This is a genomic window from Streptococcus cristatus, from assembly GCF_003943815.1.
GTDB classification, from domain to species: domain Bacteria; phylum Bacillota; class Bacilli; order Lactobacillales; family Streptococcaceae; genus Streptococcus; species Streptococcus cristatus_F.
On record NZ_RJNA01000006.1, the window covers coordinates 70,469 to 83,614 of the forward strand.

Annotated in this window: 10 protein-coding genes and 1 pseudogene; all 11 read right to left on the reverse strand. The window is 43.4% G+C overall.

What is annotated here, in order from left to right; translation table 11 throughout:
- Nucleotides 1-115 precede the first annotated feature (115 nt).
- On the reverse strand, nt 116-709 hold the full coding sequence (locus tag D8872_RS05290; RefSeq protein WP_125390220.1) for an MptD family putative ECF transporter S component: 594 nt from the start codon (nt 707-709) through the stop codon (nt 116-118).
- 512 nt (nt 710-1,221) lie between these two features.
- A complete protein-coding gene (locus tag D8872_RS05300) occupies nt 1,222-1,914 on the reverse strand; it encodes a methionine ABC transporter permease (protein WP_005591809.1) in 693 nt (230 codons plus the stop codon).
- A 1-nt stretch (nt 1,915) separates the two neighbouring features.
- Nucleotides 1,916-2,980 (reverse strand): methionine ABC transporter ATP-binding protein, encoded by a 1,065-nt coding sequence (locus D8872_RS05305; protein WP_005591808.1) that lies wholly within the window; start codon nt 2,978-2,980, stop codon nt 1,916-1,918.
- Nucleotides 2,970-4,346 carry a M20/M25/M40 family metallo-hydrolase gene (locus tag D8872_RS05310; protein ID WP_125390221.1) on the reverse strand — a complete coding sequence of 459 codons (1,377 nt, stop codon included), beginning with the start codon at nt 4,344-4,346 and terminating at the stop codon, nt 2,970-2,972. Before D8872_RS05310 ends, D8872_RS05305 begins: the two co-directional genes overlap by 11 nt.
- Nucleotides 4,347-4,541: 195 nt before the next feature.
- Complete coding sequence (locus D8872_RS05315) at nt 4,542-5,417, reverse strand: MetQ/NlpA family ABC transporter substrate-binding protein (RefSeq protein ID WP_125390222.1); 876 nt, start codon at nt 5,415-5,417, stop codon at nt 4,542-4,544.
- A gap of 85 nt (nt 5,418-5,502) precedes the next feature.
- A complete protein-coding gene (locus D8872_RS05320) occupies nt 5,503-6,336 on the reverse strand; it encodes an amino acid ABC transporter substrate-binding protein (protein WP_045500765.1) in 834 nt (277 codons plus the stop codon).
- 204 nt (nt 6,337-6,540) lie between these two features.
- The gene (locus tag D8872_RS05325) at nt 6,541-7,677 is read right to left on the reverse strand and encodes an amidohydrolase (RefSeq protein ID WP_125390223.1); all 1,137 of its coding nucleotides are present in this window, start codon (nt 7,675-7,677) and stop codon (nt 6,541-6,543) included.
- Nucleotides 7,678-7,786: 109 nt separating this feature from the next.
- Nucleotides 7,787-8,881 carry a DUF4352 domain-containing protein gene (locus D8872_RS05330; protein WP_185761395.1) on the reverse strand — a complete coding sequence of 365 codons (1,095 nt, stop codon included), beginning with the start codon at nt 8,879-8,881 and terminating at the stop codon, nt 7,787-7,789.
- Between the two features lie 257 nt (nt 8,882-9,138).
- Nucleotides 9,139-10,896, reverse strand: coding sequence for an ABC transporter ATP-binding protein (locus tag D8872_RS05335; protein WP_125390225.1), 1,758 nt, complete (start codon nt 10,894-10,896; stop codon nt 9,139-9,141).
- Nucleotides 10,886-12,653 (reverse strand): annotated as a pseudogene (locus D8872_RS05340) (ABC transporter ATP-binding protein). Before D8872_RS05340 ends, D8872_RS05335 begins: the two are co-directional and overlap by 11 nt.
- A complete protein-coding gene (locus D8872_RS05345; protein ID WP_005591800.1) occupies nt 12,646-13,104 on the reverse strand; it encodes a MarR family winged helix-turn-helix transcriptional regulator in 459 nt (152 codons plus the stop codon). The pseudogene D8872_RS05340 and the gene D8872_RS05345 overlap by 8 nt, the downstream one beginning before the upstream one ends.
- Between the last annotated feature and the right edge of the window lie 42 nt (nt 13,105-13,146).

The following is a 13,146-nucleotide window of genomic DNA, read 5'->3' on the forward strand; positions in this document are numbered from 1 at the left end:
CTCAAAGATATAGCATGCAAGCTAGGGCATTTTTCTGGATCAAACTTATGCCAGAACAATTCCTTGAGCAAGCTAAGATAGGAAAGTCCGGCAGCTTTCATCTTGCTTAACTTTTTTATGACTGAAAATCAGCTTTTTCACTGCGTTTCTTTACCAGATATTGACCCAGCAGGCCACCAATTAAAGCACCTGCCACTACCATCACGATAAAACTAGCGATGGTCGGAAAATCCAACGGCAGCAAAATCCGATTGATGTATTCTGCTGTCTTACCACGCGCTAACAAGCTATCAATATAAGCTTGACGCGCTAGCCACATGAGGATAATAGGCCCCGAATTGACAAAAGAAAAACAAACAAAGGAAATCAGATTCAAGAATTTATTTTCGTATTTGCCCAAGCCTGCAATCGTGTCCGCCAAGAGACCGAACACCAAACCCGGCAAACCAGCAATCATAAAATGACCAGACAGGAGGAAAAAGCCTCCCATTATTAGGCCTACTAAGCTGATGGCTCCAAATTTTTTAATCTTGCTTTGCAGGCACATATAAACGTTTCCACCAAAAACTGCGGCAAATACTGGAGCATAAAGCATATTGCCAGCATTGTCAAAAAAGTGCCCTACTAGTACTCCTAGTCCGACACAGAGAAAGTAGAGCAGAGCAAAGACTCCCGTCCATTTCAACTCTTTCAGCGTTAACGATGTCATTATTGAATCCTTTCTAATTGTGAAGCTAAAACTTCATAAAACTATTGATAGCTATATCCTTGATACGTGCAAATGCGCATTTCATGCTTTGCCATCCTTCCTGCAGGAGGAAGTTCTAGCAAGGTTTGTAGATCTAGCATCCTTGATAAGCTTCCTTCCTAGGAAAACTAGTTGTTTATTAAAGCAACTTTCCTCGGCATGGGCAAAATCCAGCACTGCCAAGAAGTAATGTATTATGCTATTTTTCTATACTTAGCTTTATTTATTATAGCATTATGAAAATAGAATGTAAATTAAATTTTCAGACTTTTCAAAGGATGATAGTTGACAAAAGGAGGCTGGGACAAAAGTCCTAGCCTCTAAATTGTCTTTGGATTGTCGAGCAAGACGCAGTGGTTGAGTGGGTTCTATTACGCTGATGAAATCAGCGTAATAGAACCCACTCAACTGCGCGGAGGTGGGACGACGAAATCGAATTCTAACGAATTACCGATTTCTGTCCCACTCTCTGTCTAGCGATGGCTGATTTTTCTGGTTAAGAAATCACCCAAAAACTGGATAAAGAAGATAAGAAGCAAGAGCAAAACAGTCGCTAAAATGGTCACGTCTTGGTTGAAACGTTGATAACCGTAGGCAATCGCTACGTTCCCAAGGCCGCCTGCACCGATCGCTCCCGCCATAGCCGTTTCACCTACTAGCGAGATTAGAGTCACTGTTGTCACCCGAATCAAGTCTGGTAAGCCTTCACGCAGGTAAACGCCAATGATATCCCATGAGTTAGCCCCAACTGCCTGCGCTGCTTCAATCACACCGCGGTCTAATTCTGATAGAACCACCTGCACCTGACGGGCAAAGAAAGGGAAGACTGCCAAAGATAAGGGTACCAGAGCCGCTGTTGGACCAATCCCTGTCCCCACAATCATCCGTGTGAAAGGATTGATCAAAGCTAGGAGAATGATAAAGGGAATTGCTCGAAAGATGGACGTGACCTTATCCAAGATGAAAAAGGCTGTTTTATTTTCTAAAATACCACCTGGCGCTGTCAATACCAGGAAAAGTCCAGCGATCAAGCCTAGAATGCCACCGATCAGGAAAGAAATAATCGTCATATAAAGGGTCAGATAAATCGCTGTTCCCCAGCCAGCCTGACCAGCCCAGCCCATCTTATAGACATTGGGCAAAAATGTTTTAATCAAGTCTATCAATCTAAATTCCTCCCTTAAGCACCTTTAATTCTACGCCAGCAGCTTGCAAATTACTTTGAGCAGACGCAAGGTTTTCTGCATTTCCTGACAAAATGACTACCATCTCCCCAACAGGCACATTATCTAAAATCTCAATGTTAGCATGTAAAATATTGGCTGAAACTTGATACTGCTTGTAGATATCGTTGATAATGGCTGTATCTGTCACTGTACCAGCATACTTCAAATGCGCCAAGACAGAATCCGCTGGCAAATCTTGCACAATCTTCTGTTGATTGATTTTAACCATCGCTTCAGTGATACCTGTTGCCGTTGTGATAAAGTCTTGGGTCAATTCGTTCTGTGGATTGGTAAAAATATCCAAAACTGAGCCTTCCTCGATCAATTTCCCATTCTGCATAACAGCCACACGATTGGCAATATCTTTGACAATCTGCATTTCGTGCGTGATGAGTACAATCGTCAGCCCCAACTTTTGATTCAAATCCTGAAGCAAGGCCAAAATTTGCTTGGTTGTTTTAGGATCCAATGCCGAAGTCGCTTCATCTGAAATCAAGATTTTTGGATCATTGGCCAGAGCTCTAGCAATCGCCACGCGCTGCTTCTGCCCACCAGACAGTTGAGACGGATAATTATCCGCTCGATCTTCCAGACCAACCAGTTCTAAAAGTTTGCGAACCTTCTCCTCTTTTTCAGCAGCAGACAGAGTTGAGTGCTTCAAGGCAAACGCGACATTTTCCTTGGCCGTCATCTGAGCCATCAAATTGAAATGCTGGAAAATCATGCCAATGTCCTTGCGCTTTTCCCGCAGTTGAGCCGCATTCAGCTGGACAGTCTCCTTGTCGTATAACACTGTTCCATCCACAGTAATGCGACCAGCAGATGGCTTCTGCAAAAGATTAATAACCCGCACCAAAGTTGACTTTCCGGCACCAGAATAACCCACGATACCGTAAATATCCCCCTGATTGATATGAATAGTCACATCTTCAACTGCCTTGATGACACGATTTTTCTGCGTGAAAGTGACATCAATACGGTCTAATTTGATAATTTCATTGCTCATAACTTCTGATTAACTCCTTGATTAATTCAATATGGGTATAATAATCGGCAATCTTGACATTTTCATCGCCACCATGATCTCGACTGTTGGCATTTCCCAAGCCAAAGGCAGCCATCGGAACTTCCAAAGCCTCAAAGACTGTATGCATGGGGCCTGTTCCTGCCGAGGTCGGAAGCACCGAGACGCCTTCTGGATAAAAATCCTTAGCTAGTTCTATTACATTCAAGATAGAAGGGGCACTCATATCACTACGATAGCTCATTTCTCCCAATGTATAAGTTAATTCTACCTTATCATAGCCATTTTTGTCCAGTTGCTTGCGAATCTTGTCCAAGACATCATGGGGCTCTAAGCCCGGTACCAAACGCACTTCCATCTTGGCAGATGCATATGCCGGGAGAATGGTTTTGACTCCTTGTCCCTGATAGCCTGAACCGAATCCTTCAATGTTAATGGCTGGCTCAAAATAGAAGCGACGCAGAAATTCCTGCCTGTCCTCTTTCAAGACTGGAAGCTGGAGGCCGTAAATTTCCTTCAACTCTTCTGGTGTCTTCAGAGCGTACTGGGCAATCAAAGCCAGCTCTCGCTCATTGGGCTCCTGTACTTGTTCGTAGATGCCCTCCACTAAGATTCGACCGTCAGCACTACGCAGGCTAGAAATAGCATCCATCAAGTACCAAGAAGCTGAATTAATGACACCGCCATAGCTAGAATGGATATCGACTTCTGCACTGCGAACAGACATATCAAAGGTGACAATGCCCTTATTTCCACCAGAAATCTCTAGCTGGCCTAGATTATTACGCGTGCCCTGCTCCCAAACCAGCAAATCTGCTCCCCGCAAATGTTTCTTATGCTTGACCAGATATTTATCCAAGTCTGTCGAAGCTGACTCCTCCGCTCCCTCCATCATGAAGATGATATTGACTGGCAGCGAACCGTGCTCTCGGATATACTTACGCACCGCTGTCAAACGTGCAGTGATGTGTCCCTTGTCATCATCGACCCCGCGGCCATACATGACACCGTAGTGGACCGATAGAGTAAAGGGGTCGTTGGTCCAAGGCTGGTCATTATCGGCCGGCACTGTATCATAGTGGTGATAGAAAATGATAGTCTTGGCTTTAGGATTGTCCGACTGAAACTCTGCCAATACAAAGGGAGCCGTGTAACTGTCATCAATCATCACTTTAGCACCCGCGGCAGTGAAAATTTCTCCCAGATAGGTAGCTACCTCCTTGAGCCCAATTTGCTGGGCAAAGATAGACTTTTTAGAAATCAAGGTCCGCAACACCTCAAAATAGTGTTGGGCCACCTCGTCATTTTCAAACTTTTTAATTTGTTCACTCTCAGTTGAGAAAGGCATGTATAACTCCTACTAATCGCACTGTTTAAAGATGATCTGCTATGAGTCACGAAAGCTGCTAGCTTGTAAGTCTACAGCTCTCCATCAAAAATGGCCAAATCATCTCTGCCAATAAAAACTCTAACTAATAGCAGATAAAGGGCTGGAGAAATCCATTCCCCGCCCTTTCTATCTTCAATTATTTTCTATAAAATCTTACCAAACTGGTTGATCCATACCATCTGAAGACTCTTCAATGACTTTTTTAACTTCGTCAGTATGGTAAGCCTTGATGATTTTCTTGATGGCATCTGCCTTGTCAGATTTTTCCCAATCTTTCTTAGCAGCAATCAAGTTGTACCACAGTTTAGAATTTTCATCTGTCTTTTCTTTGTAAAGAGCGCTCTTGTAGTCAATACCAGCTTCGCGAACGAAGGTATTGTTGACAACCGCTGCATCTACAGAAGTAAGAGAAGCTGCTGTTTGAGAAGCATCCAATTCAGAAATTTTCAAGTTTTTCTTGTTTTCTTTGATGTTAGCAACAGTCGCAAGCTTCGTTGAATCCACGTCCAACTTAATCAAACCAGCTGCTTGAAGAAGGTTCAAAGCACGGCTTTCATTTGTTGGGTCATTTGGTACGGCAATGCTTCCGTTTTCTGGAATGTCTTTCACATCAGTATATTTGTTTTTGCCATCTTTAGTACCAGAGTAAAGGCGAATTGGTGCGATATACGTATCTGCTACAGACACCAAATCAGCATTGTTTTCTTTATTCCAGTTTTTCAAGTAGTAGTAGTGTTGGAAGGCATTGATGTCTACATCGCCATCGCGAACTGCTTGGTTAGGTTGAGAATAGTCTGTAAATTGGGTGAACTCCAATTTAACACCTGCTTTATCCTTATCAAGGATTTCTTGAACCTTGTTCCAACGTGCTTCTTCTGTATCGCTGAGGCTCATCACACCAACTTTTACAGTCACTGTTGCACTGTCTGCTGACTTAGCGTTTTTTGATGTTGAAGACGAGCAAGCTGCCAAACCAAATGCTGCTACAGCTAAGAGTGCTGTTGCGCCAAACCATTTTTTCAATTTCATGAGATAATCTCCTTATAAAATATATTTTTCTTAATGAAAGGGTTGTAAGTTATTTCCGATTGCCTAGGGCAAAGAAAATCAGAACTTACTTGATATCCTTGGCATCTGGCAAATAAGTGCCGCCAAAGAATTCTTTTGATAATTTTTCAAGTGTTCCATCCTCGTAGAGTTCCTTGATCCGCTTGTTCATGAAGGTTTGAAGCTCTTCTTGTCCTGAAGCAAGGATTGGATAGACATACGGTTGTTGGTCACTTGGAAGTTCAATCACTTCGACATTATCTAAACCTTGGTCTTTGATGATGGTATCTACTGTGATACGCTCAAAGATCTTGTAGTCTGAGCGGCCATCATTCAAATTAGCCAAGATTTGCTGGATTGTACCATCTGTATAGTTGATAGTTGTTGGGTTTGAACTGTGCTCTTCATTGTACTTTTCCAACTGTTTAGCTGTTGAAGTACCTTGAACAACCTCAGTAGACTTGCCTCCGATATCGTCCAGCGACTTGATATTCACTCCTTTACGAACCACCAAGACGGTTGGGTTTTTAGCGTAAGGGTTGGTATAGAGGTATTTACCAGCACGGTCTTCTGAATAACTGATGTTATTGGCACCGATTTGGTAGCGGTCACTGTCCAAGCCAGAGAAAACAGAAGCCCATTTGGTTTTGTTGAAGTTGACTTCGTACTTATCTGAACCTTTAAAGATTTCACGAAGCACTTCAATTTCGTAACCAGTTAGTTTTCCGTCCTTATCCTCATAAGAGAAAGGCTTAGTTGTTCCAACCGTTCCGACTTCAATCGTCTTTTTCTTTGTAGTACTATCTTTACTTGCAGAAGACGAGCAGGCTACAAGCAGCCCAACTGCAAGACTTCCTACCACAGCAGTGGCAGTGTATTTCAATATTTTTTTAATATTCATATCTCTATCTCCTCCTAAAGAGCATGTTTCTATCATACCAAAAGTCGAAAATCCTGACCATTATATATTTTTTATCAAGGTGATAGATTTTCTTTATCACTGATTCGATTATTCAAACTATTTGAAAATATCAAAATCTTGTTTTTCTATGATAACAAAAGAAGAGGAGCTTGCCTAGTTCTTATTTTCTATGAAAGACTATAGTTATTTCTTATAGTGTTTGAGGAGGAAGAGGGCATTTTCGACATAGTAAGGCACAGAAACCTGAAAGGCCGCATCGTCAATCGTCATGCTATCATGGTGCAGGTCAGGCGCATCTGCTGCACCATTTGAGCCGATAAAAGCAAAGACACCAGGGATTTTTTCTTGGTAAAAGGCAAAGTCTTCGCCAGCTGAAGACGGCTGAGCAGGCAGTAGCTCCCCGATATTCTGAGAATTTTTAAAAATAAGCTCGGCTAATTCTGGATCATTATAGGTCACCGGTGGAGTCTGATCCCAGACAATGGCGACCTTAGCACAGAAGTTCTCCGCCGTATTCTCCACAACACGGATAAAATCCGCCTTCAAACGCTTTTGCAAATCAGGGTCAAAACAACGAATGGTGCCTTCAAAAAAGCCATTTTGCGGCAAGACATTCCAAGTCGCCCCAGCTTCAATGTGGGTCACCGATAAAACAACTGGCTCAAAGGGCGAGACTGTCCGAGAAACCAGAGCTTGGAGATTTTGAATCATGCTGGTCAGGGTCAGCACCGTATCCACTCCCAGGTCCGGCCGAGCCGCATGGCTACTGACTCCCTCCACAGTCACCTTAAACTTCTCTACGCCTGCCATCATAGCTCCCGGCTTCAAGGCCATTTGCCCAGCTTTTAACTGGGGCATATTGTGAAAACCAATAATCGCAACTACATCATCCAGCAAGCCCGTAGCCAGAACTTGACTGGCTCCTTGGGAGGTTTCCTCAGCTGGCTGAAAAATCAATCGAATGGTTCCCTGTAAATCTTCTTCCATAGCCTTGAGCAACTCCGCCGCTCCCAGAAGACTAGTCTGATGAAAATCATGACCGCAGGCATGCATGACACCAGGATTTTGGCTAGCGTAAGGCAGACCTGTCTGCTCTAAAATGGGCAGGGCATCAATATCTGCTCTCAAGGCGATAACTGGTTCTCCCTGACCAATTTCGGCAATCAAGCCCGTCTCTAAGCCAGTGTCCAAAATTTTTATCCCCAAGTCTTGCAAATAACTTCTTAGAAAGGACGTCGTTTCATACTCTTGGCCAGACAGCTCTGGATGCTGATGGAGATAATGCCGTGTGTTTACTAATGTATCATAGAATTTTTTCATGCTAGACTCCTTTACTCTACATATCTACCCTCCAGTATAGCACAAAGCTAGGCTAGGAAACAAAATAAAATAGAGAGCAGAATGAAGCATCCGCCCTCTCATCTTGCTATTAGGATATATCGCCCTCAAAAGCTCTGACGATAGATTCATAAGAATAATCACGCTCTAGGACCCACTTGCCATCTGTTTTGACAAATTTCAACTGATAATCTCGTTCTGGCGTAAGAAGAGGACGTGAATCCATTCCAGCCATCATATCATTAGCATAGCTCTTATCGGTAGCTTTATAGACGTCACTCAGGCTTCCATATTCAGAACGATGCTTATCATAAAAATCTTGACGGTAGGTATACATGGTTTTATTTAGACTGACCGTTCTCGGTTTGATCTTGATAACGATTGAATTTGGCATGTACTGCGCTACTGTGTAATCAATTTCTGAGCGTTTGGCATTACTTTTCACATAGGCATCAATGAAAGCATTGATTTCATCATCACTAAATGGATAATCATGCAATTTACGTGTAAAATCTGCTGCAAAAGCTGCTCTATAATCTTTCTTATCTTGCTCCAAATCGCCACCTAAAACCAAATCGCCTTTGTCTTTGGAGGATTTTGTCTTTGCTTCTCCTCCCAAGAAAACAGCATTGAGGTAATCAGAAGCTAATTTCTTTGATTCGTCAACGTGATTCGGGTATTTCGCAGGATCAACTTTTAGTTTGATAGGTTCTGCTTTTTCATCGGAGCCGTAGGTTTTCTTCTCATATTGAAGTTCATATTTCTTGCCATCTTCAACTTTAAAGACCAGATTACCAGAAAGAGTCTTTCCTTCCGCTAAATCTTCATAGCTCAGTGTTTTAAAGTTTTCTTTGTCGTCATAGACTCCGACCGGCTGGATCTTCTCTCCCTCTGAATCATAAAAACCAATGTCTGAAGAGGAAATCATGATCTTATCATTTGTTTTATTTTTAATTTCCAAAGACAAGGCCAAGTATTTGGCATCAGCTGATCCGTTGCTTGGCATAATGAACTGGCCATCCTTAATCTGGATATCAACCTGCCCATTGCTGGCTGATTTTTTGACAGTCGTTTCCTGGCTTGGCTTACCAGAATGTTTTTTATTTGGACTTGGAAGCAAGGCACAGGCTGTTAAGCTCACACCTGCCACAAGCAAGGCTGTGTATTTAAATACTTTTTTCATCATTGTCTCCTTAATTTCTTAATACTGTGACTTTTCTATTTTATCATACTTGACTAAACTGGTAAATAGCGTTTGAAATTATAAATATATAAAAATGCATCCTTGCAATCTCTAAAATGACCAAACAGATCAAATGAAAATTCTAAAGTGCGGCCTTAAATAAAACATGCAAAATTTCTAACTTTCATATAAGGAATTGGTTACAAAAAGGCACAGCCTAAGCTGTGCCTTTTTTATAGTAGAATATTCCATTGCTATCCTTAAGCTACTTCACCTTCCTCAAACTGACTATTATAGAGGTCCGCATAGAAGCCATTCTGCTTCATGAGTTCATCGTGGTTGCCCTGCTCGATGATATTTCCATCGCGCATGACCAAGATAAGATCTGCATTACGGATAGTGGACAGGCGGTGAGCAATGACAAAGGAAGTCCGGCCCTCCATAAGTTTGTCCATGGCCTTTTGAATCAGTTCCTCCGTCCGCGTATCGACTGAAGAAGTTGCCTCATCCAAGATCAAGAGCGGCGCATCTTTCAGTAGAGCACGAGCGATTGTCAATAGCTGCTTCTGACCGACCGATAAGTTGACCGTGTCATCCAGCACCGTATCATAGCCCTGCGGCAGAGTCATGATAAAGTGATGAACACCGACCGCCTTTGCTGCGGCAACAACTGCTTCATCTGTCACATGCTCCTGATTATAAATCAAGTTCTCTCGGATAGTTCCTTCAAAGAGCCAGGTATCCTGCAAAACCATTGAAAAGGCATCGTGAACCTCGGAGCGTTTCATATCCTTAATATCTATACCATCAATGCTGATACGCCCTTTATCAATTTCATAGAATTTCATGAGCAGATTAACGATAGTCGTCTTACCAGCACCCGTCGGACCGACAATGGCAATCTTCTGTCCAGCTTTGGCCTGGGCTGAGAAATCATGAATAATCGTCTGGTCTGGCTTGTAGCCAAAGAAGACATCTTCAAAGGCAACATCTCCCTTGACAGCAGTAAGCTGCTGCTCTTTATGCTGCTCGTCTTCCATCTCAGGCTCAGCTAGAAATTCAAAGACACGAACTAGTGCTGCACCAGCCTGCTGCAAGACAGTGATTCCTTGGGCAATCTGTGACAAAGGCTGAGAGAAGGTCCGCACATAAACCATAAAGGCAACGATAATCCCGATGCTAATAGAACCATTAATCGCCAGAGCAGCACCGACCAAAATAACCAGCACATAGGCGAAATTACCTGTAAAGAACATGAGCGGCATCATCATGCCAGAGATAAATTGCGATTTCCAAATACTGTTATAGAGATTATGATTGAGAACTGCAAAGTGCTCCTTTGACTGTTCAATGGCATTGTAGCTGATAACAACATTATGGCCGGAGTACATTTCCTCAACATAACCGTTAACAGCAGCCAGATCGTTTTGTTGGGCAGTGAAATAGCCCTGAGACTTGCCCATGATGAGGCCGACAAAGACAAAACCAACTACAGTAGCCAAAATGGTCACCAAAGCCAAAATCCAGTTCATAAAGAACATAGTCAAAACCACAGCCACCAAAAGCAAGCTAGAAGAGATAACACCTCCCAAACTCTGGTTAAGAGATTGGCCAACCGTATCCACGTCGTTGGTCACGCGCGATAGCGTATCTCCCTGAGAATGGCCATCGAAATAGCTCAAGGGAAGCTTGTTAATTTTCTCCGCAATGGCCGTCCGCAGCCGCTTGGAGAAATACTGGACAACCGTACTGATGATAAAGGACTGACCGTAGTTGAGCAGAGCTCCGACTGCATATAGAATAGCGAGGAGAAAGGCAATCTGAGACACAGCTTTTAAATCAATATTGCTGCCCAGACCCTCTGAAATAAGATTAGTAATTTCTTTTAATTTATTTGGTCCATAAACCGTGATAATATTCGACAAGACAGCTCCCACAAATGCCAAAGCAAGAGGAAGCTGGAAACCTTTGAGATAAGGCCGCATCTGGTTAAATAATGAAAACTTCTTATTTTCCATTTTCTAATTCCTCCTTGGATAGTTGTGAGTAAGCAATTTCTTGATAAACCGCGTTATTTGCCAAAAGTTCTCGGTGGGTACCTTGACCAACCACCTTGCCAGCATCCAAGACCAAGATTTGATCCGCATCCATGATGGTAGAAATCCGCTGCGCCACGATTAGCTTGGTCATATCCCGCGTTCGCTCAGCCAGTTCCTTGCGCAAAATGCGGTCTGTCTTATAGTCTAGGGCTGAGAAGGAGTCGTCAAAGATGAGGATTTCTGGCTTACGAGCCAAGGCTCTAGCAATAGCCAAACGCTGACGCTGGCCACCAGAGAAGTTGGTCCCGCTCTGAGCCACTTCTGACTTGAGTCCCTTTTCTTTCTCTTGGACAAAGGGCTTGGCTTGTGCCAGGTCAAGAGCCTCCCACATCCCCTGCTCATCCAGCGGACTTGCTTGACTTTGACCGAAGTCCAGATTGCTCTCAATATCACCAGAGAAGAGCACCGCCTTTTGCGGGATGTAGCCGACCTTATTGCGTAGGTCTTCTAGCTGGTAATCCTGAACATTGACACCATCTACCAGAATCTCTCCTTCTGTCACATCGTAAAAACGAGGAATGAGATTGACAAGAGTAGATTTCCCCTGAACCAGTTGAGCCGATAAAGGCTACAGTATCACCAGCCTTCGCTGTAAAGCTGACATGCTCAATGACCGCTTCAGAATTCTTAGAATAGCGGAAAGACACATCTCGAAAGACCACTTCTCCCTTTCTTTCTGCTGCTGCCTTAGGCTGTTCCGGACTGGTGATAGAAGAATGCAGATCCAGCACTTCATTAATCCGGCCAGCCGATACAATGGTCCGAGGCAGGACGATAAAGAGGGCACCCATGAGCAAGAAGCCCATCACAACCTGCATAGCATAGGACATAAAGACGACCATATCACTGAAGAGTGGGAGACGCTCCTGCAGCCCAGCCTCCTGAATCAGATAAGCACCAATCCAGTAAATTGCCAGTGTCAAACCGCTAGAAATCCCCATCATAACTGGATTCATTATGGCCATCAGACGATTAATGAAGAGGTTAAGGCGAGTCACTTCATCATTAGCTGCTGCAAATTTCTCATCCTGATAATCCTCCGCATTGTAAGCCCGGACCACGCGAATCCCAGTCAGACTCTCTCTAGTGACGCTATTTAGCTTATCGACCAAACGCTGCGCCACTGTTTGCTTGGGAAAGGCCAGTGTAACCAAAACTACTGTCATCAGGATATTAACAAGAACAGCAATCAGAACAGCAATCAGCCAGTTCTCGGACTTGCCAATAATCTTGGTCATGGCCCAAATCGCCATAATCGGCCCCCTGGTCACTACCTGCAACCCCATTGTGATTAAGGTCTGCACCTGAGTAATGTCATTCGTTGTCCGAGTTAGCAGACTAGGAATCGAAAATTTCTTAATCTCCGTCTGCGAATAGTCTAGCACACGGTTGAAAATATCGCTCCGCAGACTCTGGGTAAAGCTAGCTGCTATACGAGCGGCAAAAAAGCCAACTACGATAGCTGACAGCAAACTAGCAAAGGATAAGCCAAGCATTTTCAATCCCGGTTCCCACAAATCTGCTAAAACTGTTCCCGGCGTTTGTAGTAGCTCTGTAATCGTCGAAATATAGGTCGGAACTTCTAATTCCAAATATACCGTCAGGAAGGTGAAGAGTACACTGAGAACAATCATGCTCACTTCCCTTACCGTCAGCCGTTTAAATAGCTTAATCATCTTTCCCTCCATTTTCTAAACTTTCGATATTCTGATAGAACTTGGCCATGACTTGTGAAAAAATCAACAGCTCCTGCTCAGAAACACCATTCAAAATAGATCGGTCTATTTCACCAAAAAAGTCACGGATTTTCTTCATTCTTTCCTGCGACTGCGGGGTAAGGCGGATATACTTGGCCCGCTTGTCTGTCTTGCTAACTTCCAGCTGGATAAAGCCATTCTTCTCCATCCGTTTCATTAAGTTAGAGGCAACCGATTTGGAGATATCCAACTCCTGCTCAATATCCTTGATAAGCGTGTCCTTGCCTTCTTCCGCGCGATGGGCAACAATATGCAAGACCTGTCCCTGCGGCCCAGCCATGGACTCAATTCCTTGCTCCTTGGCAAGTTTCTCTACCATGAGATGAATCTTTCGACCAAAACGCTTCATTTCTAATAAAGGCTTTTCCATCAATCCTTCCTTTCTAAATTAATTCTCATGAGAACTAATTAG